Annotated in this window: 21 protein-coding genes; 13 read left to right on the forward strand and 8 right to left on the reverse strand. The window is 65.6% G+C overall.

Going from position 1 to position 25,596, the window contains the following annotated elements:
• Nucleotides 1-8: 8 nt before the first annotated feature.
• Nucleotides 9-806 carry an SDR family NAD(P)-dependent oxidoreductase gene (locus IP65_RS09055; protein WP_022677052.1) on the reverse strand — a complete coding sequence of 266 codons (798 nt, stop codon included), beginning with the start codon at nucleotides 804-806 and terminating at the stop codon, nucleotides 9-11.
• Nucleotides 807-956: 150 nt separating this feature from the next.
• Here IP65_RS09055 and IP65_RS09060 point away from each other — a divergent pair, with 150 nt between their 5' ends.
• Complete coding sequence (locus IP65_RS09060; protein WP_022677051.1) at nucleotides 957-1,718, forward strand: SDR family NAD(P)-dependent oxidoreductase; 762 nt, start codon at nucleotides 957-959, stop codon at nucleotides 1,716-1,718.
• Nucleotides 1,719-1,866: 148 nt separating this feature from the next.
• Here IP65_RS09060 and IP65_RS09065 read toward each other — a convergent pair whose 3' ends face one another.
• Nucleotides 1,867-2,898 carry an NADP-dependent oxidoreductase gene (locus tag IP65_RS09065; protein WP_054131484.1) on the reverse strand — a complete coding sequence of 344 codons (1,032 nt, stop codon included), beginning with the start codon at nucleotides 2,896-2,898 and terminating at the stop codon, nucleotides 1,867-1,869.
• Nucleotides 2,899-3,115: 217 nt separating this feature from the next.
• Between IP65_RS09065 and IP65_RS09070 the strand changes: the two genes are divergently transcribed.
• Complete coding sequence (locus IP65_RS09070) at nucleotides 3,116-5,389, forward strand: TonB-dependent receptor (protein ID WP_231627620.1); 2,274 nt, start codon at nucleotides 3,116-3,118, stop codon at nucleotides 5,387-5,389.
• A 67-nt stretch (nucleotides 5,390-5,456) separates the two neighbouring features.
• Nucleotides 5,457-6,236 carry an SDR family NAD(P)-dependent oxidoreductase gene (locus IP65_RS09075; protein ID WP_022677048.1) on the forward strand — a complete coding sequence of 260 codons (780 nt, stop codon included), beginning with the start codon at nucleotides 5,457-5,459 and terminating at the stop codon, nucleotides 6,234-6,236.
• 122 nt (nucleotides 6,237-6,358) lie between these two features.
• On the opposite strand, the gene IP65_RS09080 is transcribed toward IP65_RS09075, so the two are convergent.
• Nucleotides 6,359-7,159, reverse strand: a complete 801-nt coding sequence (locus IP65_RS09080) for a ThuA domain-containing protein (protein WP_022677047.1) — start codon at nucleotides 7,157-7,159, stop codon at nucleotides 6,359-6,361.
• Nucleotides 7,159-7,587 carry a nuclear transport factor 2 family protein gene (locus tag IP65_RS09085; RefSeq protein WP_022677046.1) on the reverse strand — a complete coding sequence of 143 codons (429 nt, stop codon included), beginning with the start codon at nucleotides 7,585-7,587 and terminating at the stop codon, nucleotides 7,159-7,161. The genes IP65_RS09080 and IP65_RS09085 overlap by 1 nt, the downstream gene beginning before the upstream one ends.
• Before the next feature lie 295 nt (nucleotides 7,588-7,882).
• Between IP65_RS09085 and IP65_RS09090 the strand changes: the two genes are divergently transcribed.
• Both IP65_RS09090 and IP65_RS09095 read left to right on the forward strand, forming a co-directional pair.
• Nucleotides 7,883-9,352, forward strand: a complete 1,470-nt coding sequence (locus IP65_RS09090; protein ID WP_054131485.1) for a GH1 family beta-glucosidase — start codon at nucleotides 7,883-7,885, stop codon at nucleotides 9,350-9,352.
• Between the two features lie 16 nt (nucleotides 9,353-9,368).
• Complete coding sequence (locus tag IP65_RS09095; RefSeq protein ID WP_054131486.1) at nucleotides 9,369-10,364, forward strand: alpha/beta hydrolase; 996 nt, start codon at nucleotides 9,369-9,371, stop codon at nucleotides 10,362-10,364.
• A 38-nt stretch (nucleotides 10,365-10,402) separates the two neighbouring features.
• Here the strand turns inward: IP65_RS09095 and IP65_RS09100 are convergent, their stop codons facing one another.
• Nucleotides 10,403-10,756: a Rieske (2Fe-2S) protein gene (locus IP65_RS09100; protein ID WP_054131487.1), complete on the reverse strand. Its 354-nt coding sequence runs from the start codon at nucleotides 10,754-10,756 to the stop codon at nucleotides 10,403-10,405.
• A gap of 31 nt (nucleotides 10,757-10,787) precedes the next feature.
• Complete coding sequence (locus tag IP65_RS09105) at nucleotides 10,788-11,831, reverse strand: NADP-dependent oxidoreductase (RefSeq protein WP_054131573.1); 1,044 nt, start codon at nucleotides 11,829-11,831, stop codon at nucleotides 10,788-10,790.
• Nucleotides 11,832-11,986: 155 nt separating this feature from the next.
• On the opposite strand from IP65_RS09105, the gene IP65_RS09110 reads away from it, so the two are divergent.
• The 4 genes from IP65_RS09110 (at nucleotide 11,987) to IP65_RS09125 (ending at nucleotide 17,710) form a co-directional block, all read left to right on the forward strand.
• The gene (locus IP65_RS09110) at nucleotides 11,987-12,394 is read left to right on the forward strand and encodes a nuclear transport factor 2 family protein (RefSeq protein ID WP_022677902.1); all 408 of its coding nucleotides are present in this window, start codon (nucleotides 11,987-11,989) and stop codon (nucleotides 12,392-12,394) included.
• 21 nt (nucleotides 12,395-12,415) lie between these two features.
• Complete coding sequence (gene bktB, locus IP65_RS09115; RefSeq protein WP_022677901.1) at nucleotides 12,416-13,606, forward strand: beta-ketothiolase BktB; 1,191 nt, start codon at nucleotides 12,416-12,418, stop codon at nucleotides 13,604-13,606.
• A 107-nt stretch (nucleotides 13,607-13,713) separates the two neighbouring features.
• Entirely contained in the window at nucleotides 13,714-15,075 is a 1,362-nt protein-coding gene (locus IP65_RS09120; RefSeq protein WP_054131488.1) for a malonyl-CoA decarboxylase, read from the forward strand.
• 250 nt (nucleotides 15,076-15,325) lie between these two features.
• A complete protein-coding gene (locus tag IP65_RS09125) occupies nucleotides 15,326-17,710 on the forward strand; it encodes a TonB-dependent receptor (protein ID WP_022677898.1) in 2,385 nt (794 codons plus the stop codon).
• Nucleotides 17,711-17,763: 53 nt separating this feature from the next.
• Here IP65_RS09125 and IP65_RS09130 read toward each other — a convergent pair whose 3' ends face one another.
• Together IP65_RS09130 and IP65_RS09135 are read right to left on the reverse strand one after the other, a co-directional pair.
• Nucleotides 17,764-19,305 (reverse strand): carboxylesterase/lipase family protein, encoded by a 1,542-nt coding sequence (locus IP65_RS09130; RefSeq protein WP_054131489.1) that lies wholly within the window; start codon nucleotides 19,303-19,305, stop codon nucleotides 17,764-17,766.
• 3 nt (nucleotides 19,306-19,308) lie between these two features.
• The gene (locus tag IP65_RS09135) at nucleotides 19,309-20,835 is read right to left on the reverse strand and encodes a malonyl-CoA synthase (protein ID WP_028657413.1); all 1,527 of its coding nucleotides are present in this window, start codon (nucleotides 20,833-20,835) and stop codon (nucleotides 19,309-19,311) included.
• A gap of 156 nt (nucleotides 20,836-20,991) precedes the next feature.
• On the opposite strand from IP65_RS09135, the gene IP65_RS09140 reads away from it, so the two are divergent.
• The 4 genes from IP65_RS09140 (at nucleotide 20,992) to IP65_RS09155 (ending at nucleotide 25,572) form a co-directional block, all read left to right on the forward strand.
• The gene (locus IP65_RS09140) at nucleotides 20,992-21,672 is read left to right on the forward strand and encodes a GntR family transcriptional regulator (protein WP_022674637.1); all 681 of its coding nucleotides are present in this window, start codon (nucleotides 20,992-20,994) and stop codon (nucleotides 21,670-21,672) included.
• Nucleotides 21,673-21,726: 54 nt separating this feature from the next.
• Nucleotides 21,727-22,092 (forward strand): malonate transporter subunit MadL, encoded by a 366-nt coding sequence (gene madL / locus IP65_RS09145; RefSeq protein ID WP_022674638.1) that lies wholly within the window; start codon nucleotides 21,727-21,729, stop codon nucleotides 22,090-22,092.
• A complete protein-coding gene (gene madM, locus IP65_RS09150) occupies nucleotides 22,085-22,846 on the forward strand; it encodes a malonate transporter subunit MadM (RefSeq protein ID WP_022674639.1) in 762 nt (253 codons plus the stop codon). Before madL ends, madM begins: the two co-directional genes overlap by 8 nt.
• A 347-nt stretch (nucleotides 22,847-23,193) precedes the next feature.
• Complete coding sequence (locus IP65_RS09155) at nucleotides 23,194-25,572, forward strand: TonB-dependent receptor (RefSeq protein ID WP_022674640.1); 2,379 nt, start codon at nucleotides 23,194-23,196, stop codon at nucleotides 25,570-25,572.
• Nucleotides 25,573-25,596: the final 24 nt, after the last annotated feature.

Raw genomic sequence — 25,596 nt, forward strand, 5'->3', positions numbered from 1 at the left:
GGTCTTTTTCAGCCGCCCTTGGCCATGGCCGCGGCCATTTCCACGCGGGTGGGGTTGCGCCGCAAGGTAAGGCCGCCGTTTACCTGGAGGTTTTCCCCGGTCATGAAGCATTCGTCGCTGGCCAGGAACACGGCGGCGGCGGCGATATCGTCGCTCGTGCCGATGCGGCCCAGCGGATAGCCCGCCAGGAAGCTGTCGAACAGGCCGGGCACGGCCTTGGCCTGCGCGGTCATCGGCGTTTCGGTGAGGCCCGGCGAGATCGAATTGGCGCGGATGCCTTCCTCACCAAATTCGTGCGCGACGCAGCGCACCACGTGGTCGGTGCCGGCCTTGGTGCCCATGTAGGCGGCGTGATCGTTGAGCATGATCGTGGCCGTGGCGCTGCTGATCTGGATCAGGCTGCCGCCGCGGCCGCCCATGCTGCGCGCCATCTTGCGGATCATCGCCTGGTAGAACTGGAACGGGCCGATGTATTGCAGCGCGGTGATGGTATCGAGTTCGTCGCGCGTGGTATCGAGGAACGGCTTGAGCAGGCCCCAGCCCGTGGCGTTGACGGCAATATCCACCCCGCCCATCGCGCCAACCGCCGCATCGGCCATCGCGGCAAGGCTTTCCGGGCTGGTGATGTCGCACGCCGCCCAGTGGCACGCATGGGCACTGGCAAAATCGGCGAGCACGCTTTCCTTGCGCCCGGCGACCAGAACCTGTGCGCCTTCGTCCAGAAAACGGCGCGCGATGTGCTGGCCCATGTTGCCTTCGCTGCTCGCGCCCAGAACCACGGCGCGCTTGCCGTCCAACCTGCCCATCGCTCTCTCCCGCATGACGTTTGCCCGCTTGCTAACACAGGCACGCGCAGGCCATTCCTCTCCAAAAGGGCAGTGGAGCGCGGCCGGGGCGATGCGCCAGTTTGATCCTGCTATCATGGCGCGGCGTGCGCGTCCGAAAGGAACGAGAACATGGATCTGGGACTCAAGGGGAAAAAGGTAATCCTCACCGGCGGCAGCCGGGGCATCGGCCGCGCCACGGTAGAGCTGTTCGCCGCAGAAGGCGCCGATGTCGCGTTCTGTTCGCGCAATGCCGAACAGGTGGCCGAAACCGCCGCCGCGCTGGCCGCGCATGGCGGCAAGGTATTTGGCAGCGCATTCGACATGGAAAGCGGCCACGATGCCTATCGCGCGTGGCTGACGCAGGCGCGCGACGCGCTGGGCGGATGCGATATCTTCGTGCCGATGATCTCCACCAGCGGCGCGGGCGCGACGGGCGATTGGCAAAAGAGCCTGGATTACGACATCATGGGCCTGGTCATCGGGGTGGAGGTGCTGGAAGAGGCGCTCGCCGCCTCGGGTGAGGGCAGCATCGTGGTCACGGCCAGCACGGCCGGCGTGGAAACCTTCATCGTGCCGCAAGGCTACAACGCGCTTAAGGGCGCGCTGCTGGTGCATGCCGGACAGCTGAGCCAGGCTCTGGGCGCCAAGGGCATTCGCGTCAACAGTGTATCACCGGGCCCGATCCGCTTTCCCGGCGGCAACTGGGAAGCGATCGAGGGCGTCATGCCCGAACTCTATGCCGCCACGCAGGCGCAGTTCGTGCTGGGCCGCTGGGGCGGGCCGGAAGAAGTGGCGCGCACCGTGGTGTTCCTGGCCAGCCCGGCATCGTCTTTCACCACGGGAACCAATGTGGTGATTGATGGCGGCTATACCAAGCGTGTGCAGTTCTGAGGTTTTGGGGATTGTGCGTTTGGGGGGTGAAGCGATTTCTCCCCTCCTCTTCAGAGGAGGGGTCGGGGGTGGTGCGAAGCCTTGCACTACCTTTCCACCACCCCCCGACCCCCTCCTCTGAAGAGGAGGGGGAGAGAGTTTACGCCCATCACTCCACCGCCAGCACCAGCTTGCCGGTGTTGGCGCCAGTGAACAGGCGCATGAATGCGTCATAGGCGTTTTCCAGGCCATGCTGGATATCCTCGTCCACGCGCAGGCGCCCTTCGCCGATCCATTGCGCCACGGCCGCGCCGCCTTCGGCAAAGCGGGGGACATAGCCGGCGATCAGGAAACCCTTGATCGTCGCCTGTTTCACGATCACCTGCCACAGGTTGCGAATGCCGATCGTTTCCGGGGCGTTGTATTCGCTGATCAACCCGCACAGCACCACGCGGGCATGCAGCGCCAGGTTCATCAGCACCGCATCCATCACATCGCCGCCGACGTTCTCAAACAGGATATCCACCCCCTGCGGCGCGGCAGCGGCAATTTCGGCCGAGAGGGCGTCGACCGGCTTGGCCCCGTGCGCGTCCTTGTAGTCGATTGCCATGTCAAAGCTGTAGTCCTGCACCAGGCGGCGGCACTTTTCCGCGCCGCCGGCAATGCCGATGACCCTAAGGCCCAGGATCTTGCCGATCTGACCCACCATCGATCCCACTGCCCCGGCTGCACCTGTAACCAGAAGGGTTTCTCCAGCGCGCGGTGCCGCTGCATCGGTAAGCCCGAAATAGGCCGTCAGGCCCACCGCGCCCACGGCCGAGAGATAGCGCGAGGGGCTATCGACGATCGACACGTCGATCTTGCTGGTGAAGCCGCCGGGGGTGACCACCGAATAATCCTCGATCGCGTTAAGGCCCAGCACCCAGTCGCCCACCGCGAAATCGGGATTGCGCGACTCGTGCACCCGACCCACCGTGGTGGCGCGCACGGCATCGCCCAGCGCGATCGGCGGCATATAGCTGGGCGCATCGTCCATCCATCCGCGCTGCGCCGGATCGAGCGAGATGAAATGGTTGCGCACTACCATGCCGCCTTGCGGGGCAGCTGGCACGGCGCCGGTTTCCAGGTGGAAGTCATCGCGCTGTGGTGTGCCGTGTGGGCGCCGTTGCAACAGGAAACGGCGATTTTCCAGGGGGTTCATCATTGCTCTCCCAATCCGGCGGGGCTGCCTTGGCCAGCCCCGATCATGTGCTTGCAGCTTGGCCCAAACCCCGGGGCAAGCACCTATGATTTGTTGCAGTAGGTGTGCGTGCCCTCCCCGGCATAGGTTCCCATCATCAAGGGGCAAGAACCCTGCGGGATAAAGATACTGGGGGAGTGAGAGGATGAAAGGCTGCTTTGCCAATCGTGCTGCGTGCGTGCTTCTGGCCGGGGTCAGCGTGCCGCTGTTCCCCGGGCTGGCCTTGGCCGAAGGGGCGCCTGCGCCGCAAGCGCCGGCGGCCGATGCTGCCCCGCAGGCCGATAGCGCCGTCTCGCAAGACACCAACGCCATCATCGTGACCGCCCGCCGCCGCGCGGAATCGCTGCAGACCACGCCGGTGGCGATCACCGCGGTCAATGCCGCGATGCTGGAAAACAAGGCCGCGGTGAACATCGGCGATCTGCAGGGCGCGGCGCCCGGCCTGCTGATCACCCAGCAGAATTCCGGTGCCCAGGCGGCCAACCTGTCTATCCGCGGGTTGACCTATGCCGACATCGAAAAGAGCCAGACGCCGACGGTCGGCGTGGTCGTCGATGGCGTGACCATCGGCACCAACACCGGCCAGTTGCAGGACGCGTTCGATATTGCCCAGATCGAAGTGCTGCGCGGGCCGCAGGGCACGCTGTTTGGCGCCAATACCATCGGCGGCGTGGTCAATATCACGCGCAGCAAGCCGACCATGACCGCGGGCATGAAGGCCGAGTTCACCTATGGTCGCTGGAATACCTGGTCGGGCAAGGCGATCGGCAATTTCGGCAATGGCGAAACCCTGGGCCTCAAGCTGTGGTACTTCCACAACCAGAGCGATGGTTTCTATCACAATGCCACCTACAACCGTTCTGACGGCGCGTCCAAGGGTGACAGCTTTGGCGGCACGATCCTGTTCAAGCCGGCCGATTCCGATTTTACCGCGCAGTTCACTATCGAGAACGTGATCCAGTCGTTCGTGCCGGTGGTGAGCAACCTGGCCAAGACCGGCGAAGTGTTCTGCGCGTTCGAGCCGGCGCAAGAATGCAACCGCAACACCACCACCGATCTCTATACCACGTTCGGCCAGCCGGCGCTCAGCACCTATCACGCCCCCGATGCCACGCTGGAAATGAACTATAACCTGGGCAGCGTTAAGTTGACCTCGATCACTGGCTGGCGCCACAGTGCCGAGCGGCAGACCCAGGATTTCGACGGTTCGTCCACCGATCTCTATTACGTCGATCGCATCCAGAACTACACGCAGTGGAGCCAGGAACTGCGCGCCGCCGGCAACCTGATCCAGGGTTTGGACTATGTGATCGGCGGGTTCTATTTCAACAGCAAGTATGATTTCAAGCAGTGCTCGCGCGTGTTCGGCTTTTCGCCCAACACCCCGCCGTGCACGTTTGACCCGGCGCCGCAGATCGAAAACGCCAAGTCGGAAAGCTATGCCGCCTTTGCCGATTTCAACTGGGCGATCATCGACAAGGTACGCCTCTCGTTCGGCGGGCGCTGGTCGCACGATTACAAGTACCTGGCCAATGGCTTCCTCGGGGCGCCATTCCCGCCCGGTTCGGCCAACTTCTCCAAGTTCACGCCCAAGGTGGGCATCGACTATCGCCCCAATTCCGATGCGATGTTCTATGCCAGCTGGTCGCGCGGGTATCGTTCCGGCGGGTTCAGCCCGCGCGCGGGCGACGCGAACTATGCCACCCGGCCGTTCCAGCCCGAAACGCTCGATTCCTATGAAGTGGGTGCCAAGCTTGATCTGTTCGATCACCGCCTGAACATCAACCTGGCCGGCTATATCTCTGATTACAAGAACATGCAGCAGAACACGACGATCCCGTGCGCCTGCTCCACCGGCAACCAGACGATCACCAGCAACGTGCCGGGCGGCGCGCTGATCAAGGGGATCGAGTTCGACGGCTCGCTGCGCGTCAGCTCCAACTTCAAGATCACGGCCTCGGCCGCGCTGATGCAGTCGCACTTCCGCCGCTTCGTGGTGGGCGGCCTGGTCGGTACCACGATCACGCCGTTCGATTACACCGCCAACCGCCTGATCTATGCGCCCACGTTCTCGGGCTCGATCAGCGGCGACTATACCGTCCCCACCGATTTCGGCAGCGTGGTCAGCTCGCTGTCGTGGCGGCACATCAGCCCCTATGACGAGCAGATCTCGATCGCATCGAGCGCGGCGGGCACCACGGCGCTCGGCACGCCCGGCCAGATCGTGAGCGGCAACGATGCGCGCGTGCGTACGGTGACCCAGGATCTGGTCGATGCCAGCCTGACGCTCAATTTCAAGATCAACAAGACTGATGCCTATCTGCGCGTGTTCGGGCGCAACCTTGCCGATATCCGCACCACCACCCATGCCTTTACCGTGGCGGGGCTGTGGTCATTCGGCATGGCGCTCGAACCGCGCACCTATGGCGGCACGATCGGTTTCAAGTTCTGATGGCCGGTCGGGATCGGGCCGCGCCTGGTCCCGGCCCCTGCCAAGGTCGCACAAGAAAGGAAACAGCATGAAGCGCTTGGAAGGCAAGATCGCCCTCGTTACCGGCGGGGCATCGGTGCCCGGGCTGGGCAGTGCCACGGCCATCCGCTTTGCCCAGGAAGGCGCGCGGGTCTATGTCACCGATCGCGATCTGGCCGGCGCGGAACAGGTGGCGCAATCGATCCGCGATGCCGGCGGGGTGGCCACGGCGCTGGCGCATGACGTGACCTCGGAAGCCGATTGGGACCGGGTGATCGCCGCGATCGATGCCGCCGATGGGGCGCTCGACATTATCGTCAACAATGCCGGTATCGCCGTGCTGGGCGAGTTTGACAAGGTGACCACGGCCGATTGGCTGCGGCAGAACGACGTGAACCTCAACAGCGTGTTCCAGGGCACGCAGCGCGCGTTCGTGATGATGCGCCGCCCGGGCGCCGATGGCCGCGCGCGCGGCGGGTCGATCATCAATATCTCCTCGGTCGCCGGCCTGATCGGCGTGCCAGGCTGCGCCGCCTATGCCGCCAGCAAGGGCGGGGTGCGGCTGTTTTCCAAGGTTGTCGCACTGGAAGGGGCCACCGACGGCATCCGCTGCAACACGGTGCATCCGGGCATGATCGCCACCAATATCCAGGGCGTGGCGCTGGAAGACAATGCCGCCAACTATGACGCGGTGATGGGCCTGGTGCCGATGGGCTATATGGGCGCGCCCGAAGATATCGCTAACATGAACCTGTTCCTCGCGTCGGACGAGGCACGCTATATCACCGGCGCAGAGTTCGTGGTGGACGGCGGGATGACCGCGCGCTGAGGTCCTTTTCACCACTGTTACCCCGGGCTTGACCCGGGGTGACGCTTGTTTTTCAAGGCGTTGTGCCAGTGACTAAGAAGCGGACCCCGGATCAAGTCCGGGGTGACGTAGTATATATTGGCTCAACGCAGGTCCTGGTGCGCCACCCAGCGCATCGCGTTTTCCAGCAGGGTGCGATAGGGCGCGCTGTTCCATGCGCCGGGGCCATCGCCGGGCTGGAGATAGACCAGCCGGCTGGCCAGCGCTTGCTTGGCCCAGCCGATCAGCGGTGGGGCGGGCGGATGGTCCCAGCCGTGGTTGGCAAACATCGTGCCGCGCACGGCAAGGTCTGCCGACCAGAAGTGATCGCGCGTGAACGGCGCATCGCAGGTGAGCAGCGGCACCACCTCATCGGCAAAGACCTGCGCCAGATAAAGCTCGTCCACCACAGGAAATTCCGTGGGGATTCCGTGGGTAACGGGATGGGCATGGGTCTGGGCAGTATAGGCTACATCGTGGCGATAGCCGCTGTCGGGCGCAAGTTGGCCGCGCACCATGGCCGGCCGGTACAGGAACTGGCCGCCCAGCCATTCATGATAGTCGGCCCAGGTGGGCCAGGCCGCCAGCGCATGGTGCAGCGCCACCACGCCCTTGCCCTGTTCCAGCAGCGCGCGAAAGCCGGCCTGCAACTGCGGCGAGGGCGCCAGCATGGCGGGCGGCTCGGCTGCTTCGAAATCGAGGCCGGGCATGTCGTAGAGCACCAGCACGTCGAATTCGGCCATGCCATCGGGGTTCATCAGCAGGGCGGCGGCGGGCTGGTCCACCATCGTCGCGCTGACGCCGTCCATCGCCTGGAACATGGCATCAAAGCCGGTGCGATCAAACGGATGGCCACGCACCGCCACCAGCGCGCGCAGCCCGGCGTGATGGCGAATGATAGGCATTACAAACCCTTCGGCGCGATCTGCCGGTGGATGTTGCGGAACGTGCGCGCCTTGAAATACCAGCGGCCATCGATGCGGAGGCATTCATCGTCATACTGCCCACGATCGCGGTGCACGCCATCGGGCCAGTCATAGACCTCAGCAGTGTAGGACCGCAGCGTGGCGCGATCGCCATCGACCACGATGCTGCCGGGCCAGGCTTCGAACATGATGCCGGGATAATGCTTCATCGCTTCCACCCACATCGCCACGATCGCGGCGCGGCCACAGGTGGTGCCAATTTCGGGATAATCGGGCAGCGACCATTGCGCATCCTCGGCCCAGGTTTCCCCCCAGGCCTGGGCATCGCAGCGCGTGACCGCATCGGCATAGGTTTCGAGCAGTTCGCGCAAGGCCAGGCGATCTTCGGCGGGGCCGGCAAAGGGCATGGGGGTCTCTCCCGTTATGGCTTTGGCGCCGACCATAGCCGGGGGGCAGGGCCACGGCGCCTAGCCGATTGCACAGGCGGCGCACGGCCGGCGAGCGCGCAGCAATCGATTTTGTCAAACACAGGCATTGTCAGCAGGGGCAATGATAGCGTAACCATTGCCGAGAATACGGGGGTTCGAGCCCGATTGGCAGCAGCCCTGGCATTGGCCCTGGCGGCCTGATCTGGTGCAGTGATCCGCACACTTTCGCGCCAGAACACAACCAAGCCAGAACACTATCAAGGAAGAGGACAGCATGAGCAGAATCAGTCGTCGCGATCTGGGCCGTGGGTTGGGCGTGGCCGCCCTGGGCGCATCGATCGGCGGGACGCACCCCGTGCTGGCACAAACCGCAACTGCGGCCGGCACCGCGACGGGCGCGGGCGATGACCTGGCATTCCCGGCCGATTTTGCCTGGGGCTGCGCCACCGCAGCCTATCAGATCGAAGGCGCGGTGAAGGAAGACGGGCGAGGGCCCACCAACTGGGATATCTTTTCCCACACCCCCGGCAAGGTTGCCCACGGCGATACCGGCGATGTGGCGTGCGACAGCTATCACCGCTATCCCGAGGATATTGCCCTGATGAAGGCACTGGGCGTCAAGGCCTATCGCTTTTCGGCGGCTTGGTCGCGCATCTTCCCGGAAGGGAAGGGCAAGCCCAATGCCAAGGGGTTGGATTACTACAACCGCCTGGTCGATGGCCTGCTGGCCGCCGGCATCACCCCGCATGTCACGCTGTTCCACTGGGACCTGCCCGCCGCGCTGCCCGGCGGCTGGCAGAACCGTGACACCGCGCTGGCCTTTGCCGACTATGCCGGGTTCATGGCCGGCAAGCTGACCGACCGCGTCAAGCATGTCATGACGGTCAACGAGCTGCGCTGCTTTACCGACCTGAGCTATATGACCGGGGGCAAGGCGCCCGGCCTCAAGCTGCCGATGGGCGAAGTTAACCAGGTGCGCCACCATGGCGTGCTGGCCCATGGCCTGGGCGTGCAGGCGATCCGCGCCCATGCCCGCCCCGGCACGCAGGTGGGCCTGGCGGACAACGCGACGATCTTTGTGCCTGCGCTGGAAACGCCCGAGCATATCGACGCGGTCAAGCGCGCGGTGCGCGAGGAAAACGCCATGTTCCTCACCGCCATCATGGAAGGCCGCTACATCGACAGCTACCTGGCCGCGCAGGGCAAGGACGCGCCCAAAGTGCAGGCCGGCGACATGGCCGCGATCGGCAGCCCGCTCGATTTCGTTTCGGTCAATATCTACACCGGCAACACCGTGCGCGCCGATGCCAGCAAGCCCGGCGGCTATGAGATCCTGCCGCACCTGCCGCAGTCGCCGCGCATGGCCTCGCCCTGGCTCTATGTCACGCCCGAGGTGATGTATTGGGGGCTGCGCACCATCAACGACCTGTGGAAGCCCAAGGCGCTGTACATTTCCGAAAACGGCTGTTCTGCCGATGATGCCGTGGCCGCCGATGGCAAGGTCTATGACGCCGATCGCGTGATGTACCTGCGCAACTACCTCACCCACCTGCAGCGCGCCACGCGCGAGGGGCTGCCGGTGAAGGGCTATTTCCTGTGGAGCCTGATGGACAATTTCGAATGGGAAGATGGCTATACCAAGCTGTTTGGCATCCACCACGTCGATTTCGCCACGCAGAAGCGCGCCCCCAAGATGAGCGCGGACTGGTATCGCGAAGTCATCCGCACCAATCGCCTGGTCTGAGCGAAAGGACCGACCGATGACCACCACGATCGCGCCCTCGCGCCGCGCCTTGCTTGGCGGCCTCGCCACGCTGGGCGCGCTTGCCGCCGCCAGCCCCAAGGCGAGCGCCGGCCCCACGGCGATCCACTATGGCGGCCCCTCAATTCCGCTGTGGCCCGGTGCCGCGCCGGGCGCTCCGGCCATCTTGCCCAAGCGCCGGATCGAGCAGCGCAGCCAGAGCGCAGCGTTCGACGATCGCTGGCTCTATGGCGTGGCCACGCCCACGATCGAGGTGCGCCGGCCGGCCTATCAGGATGGCTCGGCCGTGATCCTGGTGCCGGGCGGCGGCTATGGCTTCCTCTCGATCGATAACGAGGGGGAAGAGCAGGCCAACTGGCTGACCCAGCGCGGGGTGACCTGCTTCATCCTCTATTATCGACTGCCGGGCGAGGGCTGGGGCGATCGCGGCCTGGTGCCCTTGCAGGATATGCAGCGCGCCATCCGCCTGGTGCGCCATCGCGCCGGCGAATTCGGCATCGACCCGGCGCGGGTGGCAGTGCTGGGCTTTTCGGCCGGCGGGCACCTGGCCGGCAGCCTGGCGACGCGCTTTGCCGAACAGACCTATGCCCCGCGCGACGCGGCCGACGCGCTTTCGGCGCGGCCTGACCTCGCCGGGCTGATCTATCCGGTGATCACCTTGAGCGAGACATTCGTCCACGCCGGTTCGCGCGACAACCTGCTGGGTCCCGGCGCCCCGGCGGCGGCCGCGCGGGCAGGCTCGGTGGAACAGCGGGTGGGCGCCGATACGCCGCCCACGTTCCTGACCGCCGCCTCTGACGATGGCCTGGTGCCGATCCAGAACAGCCTGGTGATGTATCAGGCGCTGCTGGCCAAGGCCCGGCCGTGCGAATTCCACGGCTTTGACCAAGGCGGCCACGGCTTTGGCGCGCGCCTGCCGCAAACCGTGCCGGCGCATGCCTGGCCCGACCTGTTCCACGCCTTTGGCCGGCGGCATGGGGTGTTCAAGGGCTGATCGCGAGGGTTGAGGGTTTCAGCGACCAGCCGAAGCCCTCAATGATCGACGGGCATTTCATCCATGCCGGGCGGCGTGGCAGGCACGGCGACTTCTACCACGCCATCGCTTTCGCGCACGGGGAAGCGGCGCAGCGCCGGATAGGCGCCGCCGATGCAGTGGCCGTCAGCCAGGTCGAACCGCGCGCCGTGAAGCGGGCACATCAGCGCGCCGCGGCGGATGCGGCCGGTGGAAAGGCGCGCGGCGGCGTGGGTGCAGCGGTCGTTGACGGCCACGATCGCGTCTTCATGGCGCGTCAGCAGCACCTGCCAGCCGCCGACTGCGTGCACGCTGGCTTGGCCTTCGGCAATATGGTCTGCGCTGCCGATCGGGTGCCAGACTTGCTCTTCCACGGCGCGTTGCTCCTTGTCGGTGGTCGGTTGGTCAGATTTCCACCAGCGTCTTGCCGGTGGTTTGCCCCTGCATCAAGGCGATGAATGCGTCCGGCAGGCTTTCGAAGCCGTGGTGGACGTTTTCGAGCGGCACCAGTTCGCCCCGGCCGTGCAGATCATCGAGCATGGCCTGCGCCTCGGCCAGGCGATCGGCATGGTCATACGTGAGGAAACCGCGCAAGGTCAGCCGCTTGACCACCAGTTGCCATAGCTGCGTCACGCCGTGGGGATGATCGGCATCATTGTATTGCGCGATCATCCCGCACAGCGCGATGCGTCCGCCTTCGCGCATGCGCGGCAGGACGAGGTCGAGCAGCGGCCCGCCGACATTGTCGAAATAGACATCGATGCCCTGCGGCGCTGCGGCATCGAGCGCGGCGGCCAGTGCATCGGGCGCCACGCGGTGGTCGATCGCCGCGTCGGCGCCCAGGCGCTGCACCAGCGCGGCCTTGTCTGCCCCGCCAGCCAGGCCCACCACGCGGCAGCCCATGGCGCGCGCCAGTTGCACCACCGTGCTGCCGGTGGCGCCGGCTGCGGCGCTGACCAGCACGGTATCGCCCGGCCGCGCCTGGCCCACCGCGACAAGGCCCACCCAGGCCGTCAGCCCCACCGGTCCCAGCGCGCCCATATAGGCACGCAGCGGCACGCCCGGTTGCGGTGTAACGCGTTCCAGTCCCAGTGCATCGGGTGTGATGACATAGTGATCGGACCAGGTGCCGAGCACCCGCACCAGCGTGCCCACCGGCCAATCGCCATGGCGGCTGGCCACCACCTCGCCCAGCGACATACCGGTGACCGGCGCATCGATGGCCACCGGCGGCAGGTAGGATGGGCGATCATCGAGGAAGCCGCGGATCGCCGGATCGACCGAGCCGACGCGCATGCGCACCAGCATCTGGCCATCGTCCAGCACCGGCATGGGGGTTTCCACCAGGGCAAAGCAATCGGGCGTGGGCACGCCCACCGGCCGGCGGCGCAACACGATGTGGCGCACCGTTGCGGGCAGGGCGGCCGTGGGGTGAGCAGCAGAGGTCATCTGATCAGGCATCCGTCTTTCAGCATTGTGTTCTTGTCTATCCATGCCTGATAGGCGCTTGGCCCGCTGTGGCGCTCTAGCTTTTTCGCTAGGTGGCGTGGCGCTGGGGCGGGGCGATGATGGCGCAATACCCAGCGGGAAGAGGAACGCCGGCCATGACGCCTGCCGAAATGATCGCCTTTGTCGATGAACTGTATGGCCTGACCGCCACCGGGCAATGGGATGCCGTGGCCGCGCGGCTGACCGACGATTTCGTGGTGGTGGAGGCCGATGGCCTGCCCATGGCCGGCACCTATCGCGGGGTGCAGGGCCTGCAGGACCTGTTCACCAAAGTGATGGGATTGATGGATGTGGTGGCGATGGACCGGGTGGAAACCACCGCCGGCGCCAATCACGCGGTGACGATCCTGTCGCTGCGCTTTGCCGATCCCGCCCTGGCGCCGGCCGAGCTGTGCGAGCTGTTCCGTTTTCGCGATGGCAAGGCCTGCGCGATCATTCCCTATTACTTCGATCCGGCGCCAGTGCTGGCCGCCACTGCTGCCAAGCGCGCCGCGCTGGCCTGACCTCTAAGGACCATCACGACCATGACCAACAAGCCCGACGACATCATGATCCTTGGCCCGGTGCGCACCGCTATCGGGGATTTCGGCGGCGCGCTGAAAAGCTTTGCTGCGGCCGAGCTGGGCGCGCGCGTGATGGCCGAGGCTGTGCGCCGCGCCGGGCTGACGCCGCAGGACATGGAGCACGTGGTGATGGGGCAGGTGATCCCGTCAAGCGGCAAGGACGCCTATCTGGCGCGCGCCGCCGCGCTCAAGGCCGGGGTGCCGGTGGAAGTGCCGGCCTTGACGGTCAACCGCCTGTGCGGATCGGGGCTGCAGGCGATCATCTCGGCCGCGCAGATGATGCAACTGGGCGAGGCGGACATCACCCTGGCCGGTGGCGCGGAAAGCATGTCGAACACGCCCTATCACGATCACGGCCAGCGTTGGGGCCGCAAGATGGGCGATGCCACGCTGGTCGATGCGCTGGTGGAAACGCTGTCCGATCCGCTTGATGGCTGCCACATGGGGATCACGGCGGAAAATATTGCCGCGCGCCACGATATTTCGCGCGCGGATCAGGATGCGCTGGCGGCGCAAGGCCATGCCCGCGCGCTGCGCGCGATTGCCGAAGGGCGCTTTGCCGAGCAGATTCTGCCGATCGAGCTGGTCACGCGCAAGGGCACCACGGTGTTCGATACCGACGAGCACCCGCGCGCCGGAACCACGGCCGAGGCGCTGGCGGGCATGAAGCCGGCATTCCGCAAGGACGGTACCGTCACCGCGGCCAATGCCAGCGGCATCAACGATGGCGCGGCGGCCATGGTTCTGGCGCGGCGCAGCGTGGCACAGCAGCGCGGCCTGGCGCCGATCGCGCGCATCGTCAGCTGGGGTCACGCCGGGGTGGAGCCGGCCTATATGGGCATGGGCCCGGTCAAGGCCGTGCCGATTGCCCTGGCCCGCGCCGGGCTGACCCTGGCCGATATCGACGTGATCGAGGCGAACGAGGCCTTTGCCGCGCAGGCGCTGGCGGTCTCGCGCACGCTCGGGTTCGATAGCGAGCGGGTTAATCCCAACGGCAGCGGTATTGCCCTGGGTCATCCGGTGGGCGCGACCGGCGCGATCCTGGTGGTGAAAGCCGCGCATGAATTGCGCCGCACCGGCGGCCGGCGCGCGCTGGTCACGATGTGCATCGGGGGCGGGCAGGGTATCGCCATGGTCATCGAGGCGACCTGATCATATGCAGGAATATTAAAAAACGCTTATCGTGTATGCGGTGGTGTGATTGAGCGCTGTAGTGTATATCCAAAGGCCTGATATCGGCCTTGGGAGAATCACGCGCCATGCCGCTCGACCGATCGCGCCTTGCCCGCGACATTCTCGAAAGTCTGTTCCAGCGCTGGCGCCGGCCGGTCGTTGGCAAGGGTGCGCCGAGCGTGGCTGCGGTGCCGGCCGATGCGCCGCTGATCGATCGTGCCGCGGCCCTGCTGGAAGAACGCAGCCAGTCTTCGGGTGTGCATCTGGCGGCTGGCATCCTGGCTGATTATGCCGCGTGCGACGATGCCGGGCGCCACGCGTTCCTGCGCGCCCTCGCCACGCGCTTTGCCCCCGATCCGCAGGCCATTCGTGCCGCGCTCGATGCGCATGATGCCGATCCCGGCCCGGCGCGCCTGTCGGCAGTGACCCGGGCGGCAGAGGCGCCGCGCCAGGAGGTCTTGCGCCGGCTGAACCAGGCGCCGGCCGGCACGGCGGCGCTGGTGGCGATGCGGGCCGATCTGCTGCGCCACTTGCCGCAAGACCCGATGCTGGCGCCGCTGGAAGACGATCTCGTGCATCTGTTGCGCTCGTGGTTCAACCGCGGGTTCCTGGTGCTGCGGCGCATCGACTGGAGTAGCCCGGCCGATCTACTGGAGCGGATCATCCGCTATGAGGCGGTGCATTCCATCGCCACCTGGGACGATCTGCGCGCCCGCCTGCTGCCGGCTGATCGGCGCTGCTATGGCTTTTTTCATCCCGCGCTTGGCGACGAGCCGCTGATCTTCGTGGAGGTGGCGCTGTGCGCGCAAGTGCCGGATTCGATCGGCGCGCTGTTGGCGCAAGACCGCGCCGTGCTCGATCCGCAGGCCGCGCGCGTGGCGGTGTTCTATTCGATATCCAACTGCCAGGCGGGCCTGGCCGGGATCAGCTTTGGCCAGTTCCTGATCAAGCAGGTGGTCGAGGATCTCGGCGCCGAATTTCCCGGCCTGGAAAGCTATGTGACGCTTTCGCCGATCCCCGGCTTTGCCCGCTGGCTGCGGGATGCGGCGGCCAAGGGCGATGCGGCGGCCGGGCAGGCCCTGGCACAAGGCGCGCCCGATGCCGGCTGGGCAGGGGATGATCCCCGCCGCCACGCGCTGATGCGGCTGGGCGCGCGCTATCTGCTGGCCGAGCGCGATGGGCGCGGGCGGCTGCGCGATCCGGTGGCGCGTTTCCATGTCGGCAATGGCGCGCGGGTAGAGCGGCTGTGCTGGCTGGCCGACACCAGCCCGCGCGGGATGAAGCAATCGCTGGGGCTGATGGTCAACTACCTCTACGATCTTGCCAGCGTGGAGGCCAACCACAACGCCTACGCCCGCCACCGCGTGGTCAATGCCAGCGGCGCGATGCACGCACTCTTGGCGCCGGAGCGACACACGCATGCCAAATTGGTATTGCCAGCTGCCTGACCTGTTTTGCTGCTCTGTTAAGCCAGATGGTGGGCGCAACACGGCGTCTTGCCCGATCGCGCGCGGCATATGCTGCATTCTCGCCACATATTCGGCTTTGACTGCGGCGTGGCAACGCCGACTTTGACGCCTTTGCATGCATGAAACAGATGAATAACGATAAAATGAATTGATTTCCGTTCTTCCTAAAACCAAGCCAAGGATATTGGTAAGGCCAAAATGTGTGGCCAAATGAATGAGGGAGGAACCTGTGCGCACACTTACCATCGCGGCTTCGCTGTCGGCATCGATGCTGGCCGCACCAGCTGCCCTGGCCCAGGCCGCGGGCGCTGCTGACGCAGGTGGCGATGCCGTGCAGAACGGCGAGATCATCGTTACCGCGCAGCGCCGCAGCGAAAGCCTGCAGCGCGTGCCGGTCAGCGTTATGGCGCTGACCAAGGATGCGCTGGCGTCGCAGAACCTCAACGATCTGACCCAGATTGCCCGCGCTGCGCCCTCGCTGCAGGTGGGCGTGGACAATTCCTTTGCCGTGCGCGGCATCGGCACGCTGGCCTTTGCCGGCACGATCGACAGCAGCGTGGCCATCGCCATCGACGACGTGAACCTGGGCCGCCCCGTGCTCAACAGCCCGCTGCTCAACGATCTGGCGCGCGTCGAAGTGCTCAACGGGCCGCAAGGCCTGCTGTTCGGCAAGAATGCCTCGGCCGGCCTGCTCAACATCGTCACCGCGCGGCCCAAGCTGGGTGACTATTCCAGCTCGGCCAACCTCGAACTGCTCAGCCGCGACAAGCCCTCTGAATCGGGCAATGCCTTTGGCGTTATCGCGCGCGAGACGCTGAACATCCCGGTGACCGCCAATTCGGCGCTGCGGTTGAGCGGCCTTTATTCCTATCAGGAGCCGGCCACCACCCATGTCGGCGCCTATGCGCCCGGCTCGCGGCACGATCTCAATGCCACCAGCTTTTCCTTCAAGGGCAAGTACCTGGCCGAGCTGACCGACCAGCTCTCGTTCTATGCCATTGGCGATTACAACGAAAACCACGGCATCGCCGGGATCTTCGACAACACTTATCGCCAGGTCGACGTAGCCAGCGTCAACCTGCCGTCGCTCAACTCTGTCGGGATCACGCCGGGCAGCCGCAATTTCCTGTTCGGGGGCGAAGCCAGCCAGTTCCGCGACATCAAGACCGGCGGCGCACAGGGCCAGCTGTCGTATCGCATGGCTTCGGGCATCGAGATCAGCAATCTGTTTGCCTGGCGGTTCTATACCCAGAACCAGGCGGTTGACGGCGATTACCTGCCCGGCAACGGCTTGAACACCAATGCCTCGCAATCGCGCTATGACCAATATTCCAACGAATTGCGCGTGGCGCTTCCGGCCGAGAACCGCTTGAGCGGCCAGGTCGGTCTCTATTGGTTCAAGTCGAAGCTCGATCTGGCGCGCCAACTGGCCGGCAACAGCTACCTGCCGGACGCTGCCGTGCGCGGCTATCCCTTCTGCGTGGGTGCGGTTGCCGTTCCCGGCGCCAACCCGCCGACGTGTTCGCGGTCCAACGTGGCGCAGCTGGGCAGCGATCGCAACTATGTGCAGAACACGCAAAGCTATGCCGGCTTCGGCCAGTTGACCTACAAGGTGGTCGATGGGCTGCAACTGATCGCCGGTGGCCGCGTCACGCACGACAAAATCGACCTGGTCCTGTCGCAGAACCAGCTGAACTATTTCCAGGCGCTGGGCGGCCCGCGTGGCGTATTCTCGTCCAGCTACGCCAACACCGATTTCAGCTGGAAGGCCGGGGCGCAGTTCCAGGCGACGCCCACGATCATGGTCTATGGTTTCTATGGTCGCGGCTACAAGGGGCCGGGCTTCAACGATACGTTCCCCACCGCGACCGCCAATGTGGTGGTGCGCCCGGAAACCTCGCGCACGGCCGAAATCGGTGTGAAATCCAGCTTCTTCAACCGCAAGCTGACAGTCAACCTGTCGGCGTTCCACACCAAGTTCGACGATTTCCAGGTGCAGTCGTTCGACGCCACCCTGGCGACCTTCCAGGTGCAGAACGCCGCCAGCGTCACCTCGAAGGGGATCGAGGCCATGGTCATCGTGGCGCCGTTCACCGGCTTCACGCTGACGAGTTCGGCCTCGCTGCTGTCTTCCAAGTTCGACAGCTTTCCCGGGGCGCAATGCTATCCCACGCAAACGACCTATGGGTGCTCTGCCACCCAGTCCACCTTCAATGCATCAGGCCTGACCTTGCCGGCCGCGCCGCGCTTCACCTCCAGCATGCTGGCGCGCTATGAAGTGCCGCTGGAAGGAACGGTCAAGCCGTTCATCCAGGGCAACTGGTATCACCGCTCGTCGATCAACTACACCGTCAACCAGGCGCCCGGCGCCACTGTCGGCCCGATCGACGTATTCGGTGCCAGCATCGGTGCGAAGCTGTCCAACCGCGTGGAAATCTCGGTGTTCTGCAAGAACTGCACGAACGCGATCAACCCGACCTCGATCGGCGTCGATTCGGGCGATTCCAACGCCCGCAACGCGCGCGGGCAGGCGACGCCGAAGCTATCCTATACCCAGCAGTTCGGGCTGGATTCGGTGCGATCGTTCGGCCTCAACCTTGCCATGAACTTCTGAGCCATTATCCAGTCAAGGCCCCTGCAGCGCCATCGCGGCGCTGCAGGTTGGTATTATTCCCCCCAGATTTTCCGTTCCACGCCATCGGGATCGCTCACCAGGGCCGGCACCTGGTCCAGCATCATGGTGGCATGTGCCCTGGCGTCATAGCCGTGCCAGGCGGGAAGCCCTGGACCGGCCGGTGCCTCTCCCTGCACAAAGCGCACCATCGCCCCGTGCATGCCATCGGCGAGCGGCTGCTCGGCGGCCGAAAGGCCAAAGAACTGCGCCATGCCCGGCGATGTCAGGTGATCGAACGTGAACGGCAGATCGAGCACGTGGGGGCTGTGGCCCTTGAACGGTCCACCCGGCGCCGGAAACGCCAGGCGATAGCGCCACACTGGCGCGCCGCTCTGGGCATGGGCCAGCGCCAGGCGCAGGCACGGCATGCCGTATTCCTCGGCCGTGATCAGGCGCCAGTGGCGCTCTGCCGTGGAAAGATCGGGAAAGGCCTGGGCATAGGCGGCGTCGCGCGCCACCATCTCTGCGACCGTGGCATTGGACAGCGCCTGGGGCTGGATCGGCCCGGCGGCCTGTTCGGCGTTGAGGAACAGGCGGCTTTCATCGGCATTGCTGCCGATCAGCAGCGGCACGCGCGGTGCCTTGCCGGCGCGCAGACGCGCGAGCGGCACCAGCGGCAGCGCCTGGCCATCGACCACCGGGCGGAACGGGAAGTTACGCGGCCAGGCCGATCGCGCCGCGGCCTGCGCGGCTAGCAACTGGTCGGTCGTGGCGGAAAGCAGGCGATCCGCACCGCCCAGCTTGGCCACGAACAGGCGGGCAAATTCCTGCGCTTCGGCCAAGGTGTGCACGGTCTGGCCGCCGCCGCTGAAGATCGCGGCGCGGGCATACAGGCCATCGGCCATGGGCATGCCCATCAGCGTGCCGACGTTCTTGCCGCCGGCGGATTCGCCCGCGATCGTCACGCGCGCCGGATCGCCGCCGAACGCGGCGATATTGGCCCTGATCCAGCGCAGCGCCAGCACCAGATCGCGCATGCCGTTGTTGCCGCTGCCGGCATAGGCATGGCCCAGGGCTTCCCCGGTTTCCAGGAAACCAAGCGCACCAACGCGATAGTTGACCGTCACCGCCACGACGCCATCGGCGGCAAAGCGATCACCTGCTGTCAACGCCTCGCCGCTCCAGCCGCCTTCGTTGCCACCGCCGTGGATATAGACCAGCACGGGATGGCGCCCCGGCGTGGCCGGTGCCCAGATGTTGAGCGCCAGGCAATCTTCGGTCATCGTGCCGGCAAACGGCGTCATGCCGGGTTTTTGCGGGCAGACCGGCGCGGGCGCGGTGGCATCGCGCACCCCGGCCCAGCGCGGCGCCGGGCGCGGCGCGGCAAAGCGGGCGGCCTGGCCATAGGGAATGCCGGTGAACACCCGCACGCCGCCGGCCATCTGCCCGCGCACCAGGCCACTGCCGGTGGCGATCGTCAGCCCATCGTGGGCCAGGGGAGCGCGGGCGAGGGCGGGCGCAAAGGCCGGCGCGAGCAGCGCACCCGCGCCGATCAGGCCCAGCACCTGGCGGCGATCGATCGTGGTGGCGCGCATGGCTCAGTTCACCTTGGCGGCAAAGAGGGTGGCATAGGTTTCGCGCAGGGCCTTTTTCTGGATCTTGCCCATGGTGTTGCGCGGCAGTTCGGGCACGAACACCACGCGGCGCGGCTGCTTGAAGCGGGCCAGCTGCCCCTGCAACGCGCCCAGCACGGCGGCTTCGTCGAGCGCGGCATCGCGCGCCTGGACCACCGCCACCACGCCTTCGCCCATGTCGGGGTGGGGCACGCCGATCACCGCGCTTTCGGCGATGCCGGGGATGGCATCGATCAGCGCTTCCACTTCGGCCGGATAGACGTTGAACCCGCCGCAGATGATCAGGTCCTTGGCCCGGCCGACGATCGCAACATAGCCGGCCGGATCGATCACGCCCATGTCGCCGGTGATGAAGAAGCCATCGGGGCGCAGTTCCTCGGCGGTCTTTTCGGGCATCTGCCAATAGCCCTTGAACACGTTGGGGCCGCGCACCTCGATCCCGCCGACCGCGCCCTGGGGCAGGACAGCGCCGGTTTCAGGATCGGTGATGCGCAGTTCCACGCCGGGCAGCGGCAGGCCGACATTGCCGGGAATGCGCGGCCCGTCATAGGGGTTGGACGTGTTCATGTTGGTTTCGGTCATGCCATAGCGTTCGAGGATGGCATGGCCGGTGCGCGCGGAAAATTCCTTGTGCGTTTCGGCCGATAGCGGCGCCGAGCCAGACACGAACAGGCGCATGTGCGCCACCAGATCGTGGGTGAACGCCGGCTCTGCCAGCAGCCGCGAATAGAACGTGGGCACCCCCATCAGCACGCTGGCGCGCGGCATCAGGCGGATCAGCTCGGCCACGTCGAACCGGGGGCACAGGATCATCGCGCTGCCCGCCGCAATCGTGATGTTGGTGGCCACGAACAGGCCGTGGGTGTGGAAGATCGGCAGGGCATGCAGCAGCACGTCAGCTGCGCCAAAGCGCCAGTAATCCTTGAGCGTGAAGGCATTGGACGCCAGGTTGACGCGCGTGAGCATCGCCCCTTTCGAACGCCCGGTGGTGCCCGAGGTGTAGAGGATCGCGGCAAGATCGCCTGGGCTCGCGGCATATGGGGCCAGATCGGGCGCGTAATCATTGAGGCCAGCAGCCAGCGTGCCTTGCTCATCGGCGCCCAAGGTCAGCCGCGCGGGCACGCCGATGTCGGCGCACAGCGCGGCCATCGCGGCATCGTCCTGCGGGCGGTGGATGAACAGCGCCGGGCGCGCATCGGCCAGGAAATAGCGCACCTCGGCGGCGGTATAGGCGGTATTGAGCGGCAGATAGACCGCGCCGATCGCCTGCGCGGCCAGATAGGTCAGCAGGGCCGTGGGGCTCTTTTCCACCTGAACGGCCAGCCGGTCACCCGGCTGCACCCCGGCGGCGCGGAACAGGCCGGCCATCTGTCCACAACGCGCCAGTGCGGCGCCATAGGTGATCGTCGAAAGATCGGGCAGGATCAGGAATGGCGTATCGGGGGCATCCAGCGCACGGGCCTGGAAAGTGGTGAAAAGGTCCTGCTCCATGCTCATCCCTTTGTGTGTCCGCGATATCGGCGCCGCGGCCGGTTCATATCCCGGCGGGGGCTCGGTGTGCTGTGTGGCACATACATGATGGTTGAATAGGCTTCTAGTGTATGCAAGATGTGTTGTGGAGAAAATTTGCGCATGCAGGATAATCCAATGAACCCCGTCGAGGAAGCGCCCGGCCTGCTCCTTTCCGAGCGGATCCGCATTGCCCTGGCCGACGAGATCACCGCCGGCAGCCTGGTCCCCGGCGCCACGCTGGATGAACAGCAGATTGGCGATCGCTTTGGCGCGTCGCGCACGCCGGTGCGCGAGGCGATCCGCCAGCTGTCTGCCGTGGGCCTGGTGGAAATGCGGCCCCGGCGCGGCGCGGTGGTCTCGGGCTTTACCACCCAGCGCATCATCGACATGTTCGAGATGAGCGCCGAGATCGAGGCCATGTGCGTGCGCCTGGCGGCCTATCGCATGAACCCGATGGAGCGCAGCCGCCTGGCCCAGTTGCACGAGGATTCGCTGGCGATGGTGGAGGCGGGCGATCTCGATGCCTATGACCGCCTGAACTGGTCGTTCCACCAGGTGATCTATGAAGGCACGCACAATGCCTTCATCGCCGAACAGGCCATGGCGCTGCGCGATCGCATGGCCGCGTTCCGCCGTACCCAGCTGCGCGAAACCGGCCGCCCGGTGCGCTCGCGCGCAGAGCATGGCGACGTGGTGGCTGCGATCATGCGCGGCGATGGCGAGGAAGCCGCGCGCTGCATGCGCGCGCACATGTTCAACGCCTCGATCGCGCTGGAGCGCTTTACCGCCAAGCGCGAGGAACTGGGCGGCGGCTGACGACACACACAAGCCGCTGTTTTTCAAAAACGATAATCGGGAGAGGGCAAGGCGATGGCAATTTATGGGACGGCGCTTCTGGCGCTGTGCACGCTGCTGGGGGCGGCGCTGGGGGAATTGCTGGGCCATGTCCTGCATGTGAAGGCCAATGTCGGCGGCGTGGGGCTGGCCATGTTGCTGCTCATCGCGGCCAAGGCCTGGCTGGCGCGCCGTGGCAAGTTGACGCCGGGCCTGCGCCTGGGCGTGGAATTCTGGGGCCTGATGTATATCCCTATCGTGGTCGCCATGGCCGCGCAGCAGAATGTGCTGGCCGCGCTCGAAGGCGGGCCGATGGTGGTGATCGCCGGGATCAGCGCGGTCACGCTGTGCTTTGCCTTGGTGGCCGTGCTGGGCCGGGTGATGGGCGGCCGCCATGGGTGATATCGTGCAAAAGATCCTGGCCGATCAGGGCTTGGTCTTGGCCTTTGCCGTGGTCGGCGGGCTGATGCTGGCCAGCACGGCGGTGTCGCGCCATCTCACCGGCGGGCGCATCCACGCCAGTGCCATCGCCATCCTGGCCGCGCTGGCCCTGGCCTGGTGGGGCGGGGTGCTGACCGGCGGCAGGAAGGGCCTGGCCGATGTGCCGGGCCTGGCTGGGCTGGCGCTGATGGGCGGGGCGATGCTGCGCGATTTTGCCATCGTTGCCACCGCGTTCGAGGTTGACGTGATCGAGGCGCGCAAGGCCGGCTTGATGGGCGTGATCGCGCTGGCGCTGGGCACGATCGTGCCCTTTGCGGTGGGCGTAGGCGTTGCCTGGAGCTTTGGCTATCGTGATGCCGTGTCGCTCACCACGCTGGGCGCGGGCACGGTCACCTACATCGTCGGACCGGTGACCGGCGCGGCGCTGGGCGCTTCATCTCCGGTGATTGCCCTGTCGATCGCCACCGGCGTGCTCAAGGCCGTGTTGGTGATGACGTTCACGCCGATGGTCGCGCGCCTGATCGGGCTCGACAACCCGCGCAGTGCCATGGCCTTTGGCGGGCTGATGGGCACGGTCAGCGGCGTGGCGGGCGGCCTTGCCGCCACCGACGCGCGGCTGGTGCCCTATGGCGCGCTGACCGCCACGTTCCACACCGGCATCGGCTGCCTGGTGTGCCCCTCGATCTTTTTCCTGATCGTTCGCGCACTGGCCTGACTGCGTATACAGCGCGGCATGGCTGGGTCGCCCGCCAGGCGTTTGACGCGCCGGGCAGGGCATGTCGTGCGCGCTGTGTGCACATAAATGCCACATCGCCCAAAACTGGCATACACTATGCCGATCAGGGTTTGACAACGCCGTCAGCGTGAAATACAAAATTACGAAATAGCCGCATTCGGTATGCCCAATCGTGCAGCGAGCCACGAATCAGCATACAGAGCTTGCGCGGTGAACCGGGTTGAGGGTGTGATGGGGGCAAAATCTGCCGGGGCCGAAGGCTGCCCGGCCGGCGCGTGCGCCTCCCTCATGCCAGACATAGAAAAATGCCTGATGGGAGCAGACGCATGACAACCACCTTTGCCATGCCCACCGTATGTGGGCCGAAAATTTCCGCAGCGATTTCGCTGGGCGCGCTGGCGCTGGCCTTGGCCATGCCGGGCGCGGCACTTGCTGCTGCCCCGGCCGCTGCGCCAGCCGCGCCGGCTGCCCCTGCGGCTGACACGCCGCCCGCCGGCGTGACCGATATCGTCGTCACCGCGCAAAAGCGCAGCGAGCGCCTGCAGGATGTTCCGGTGGCGGTCAGCTCGGTCAGCGGTGACATGCTCAAGGCGGCAAACCTTACCAATATCACCGATATCCGCTTCCTGGCCCCCAGCGTGCAGTTTGCCGAATCCAACAGCGTGCGCGGCGAAGGCTTTGCCATTCGCGGCGTGGGTACGTTCGCCTTTGCCGATGGCACCGAACAGAGCGTGAGCGTGGTGGTCGATGGCGTGGTGCTCGGCCGGCCGGGCATGGGCACGGGCGATCTTGCCGATGTGGCGCAGGTCGACGTGCTGCGCGGACCGCAGGGCATGCTGTTCGGCAAGGGCGGTTCGGCCGGCGTGGTGTCGATCTCCACCCGCAACCCGACCCAGAATTTCGAAGGCAGCGCGCGCGCGTCCTACGGCACCGACAACGAGACCAAGCTGGAAGGCGTGCTCAACGTGCCGCTGACCGACAATCTCGCCTGGCGCACCACCGGCTATTTCAACCACCGCGATGGCTTCATCAACAATGTATACACGGGCCAGACGCTCGGCGGGCAGAGCGAGGGCGGTTTCCGCACCAAGCTGCTGTTCAAGCCCGACAGCGACCTGTCGGTGCTGGCCTCGTTCGATTGGGGGCACCATTCCTCGGCCTGCTGCCAGTCGGTGATTGTCGGCACGGTGGGCGCGGCGCCCAACAATTATGTGGTGCAGCGCCTGGCCGCCTACAATATCGTGCCCAGCCTGGATAACCGCGAAACCAATGTGGGCGGTCCGGTCTATCTGAACATGACGCAGTGGGGCGGCTCGCTGCAGGTCGACAAGTCGATCGGCGATTATACGCTCACCTCGATCACCGCGTTCCGCCGCTGGGTGTTGCATGACAACACCGACACTGGCTTTACCGATACGCCGTTCTTCCCGATCAACGGCGCCGATGAAGCGCAGCAGCAGTTGACCCAGGAACTGCGCCTGGCATCGCCCAAGCGCGGCCTGGTCGATTATGTGGTCGGCCTCTATTACTTCAACCAGAACCTCAAGGCGGCCTATCCGCAGCAGGGGCAACTGGGCCTGCCCGCCTCCACCGCGGTCTATAGCCGCAAGGCGCAGCCCGATATCCAGACGCTGAACTATGCCGTGTTCGGCCAGGGCAACATCAACCTGACGCCGCAGTGGAAGCTGATCGTGGGCGGGCGCTATACCCACGATGACCTGACCATGATCCGCTACAACCGCACGCTGGTCAGCCCCACCGACAATGCGTTCCCCGGCGCGCCGCCGCTGTCGTTTGACCAGACCACCTATCCCAGCAATCGCAAGGCCGACAATTTCAGCTACAAGCTGGGCACCGAATACAAGATCACCCCCGATGTGATGACCTATTTCACCTATTCGCGTGGCTACAAGGGGCCGGGCATCGGCCTGGTCAGCGGCTATTCGCTGGGCCAGCCGCTGTTTTCCAACCCGGAAATTCCCACCAACTATGAAATTGGCCTGAAAACCGCGTGGTTCAACCGCCGCCTGGTGTTCAACATCGATGCCTACACCACCGACATCAAGGATTTCCAGACGCAGATTTCCACGCCGTTCATCTTCAACGGCACCAACCTGGCGATCCTGCAGATTGCCAATGCCGGCAAGGTCCGCTCGCGCGGGATCGAAATGGACTTTTCCGCGCGGCCGACCGACCGGCTGACGATCAGCGGGAACGCAGCCTATATCGATGCCAAGTTTGCCTATTTCCCCAACGGCACGTGCAACTATCCCACGCAGCCCGGCTGCTTTGTCAGCACCACGATCCCCGGCACGACCACCACCGTGCCGGCCACGCGGTTCTTCAACAACACCGGCAACGTGCTGCCCAACAGCCCCAAGTTCACCTATTCGCTCAACGCCAATTACGACGTGCCATTGACCAGCGAAATCACCGGCTTCATCAAGGCGAACTACAACTATCGCAGTTCGGTGAACTTCAGCGCCAACGGCGATCCGCTCACCTATCAGCGCGGCTATGGTATTGCCGGTGGCCAGATCGGCGTGCGCGATGCCGATGGGCGCTGGAACGTGGCGGTGTTTGCCCGCAACCTGTTCAACACCCGCTTCGTCACCGCGATCAGCAACAACGGCAGCTATCAGACCGCCTGGCTCACCACGCAGGCCATGCGCACCATCGGCGTGCTGGGCGACGTGAAGTTCTAAGCGGCCGGCCGCGCGCGGGTTCCG

It is taken from the genome of Novosphingobium sp. AAP1 (assembly GCF_001295765.1).
Lineage (GTDB): Bacteria > Pseudomonadota > Alphaproteobacteria > Sphingomonadales > Sphingomonadaceae > Novosphingobium > Novosphingobium capsulatum.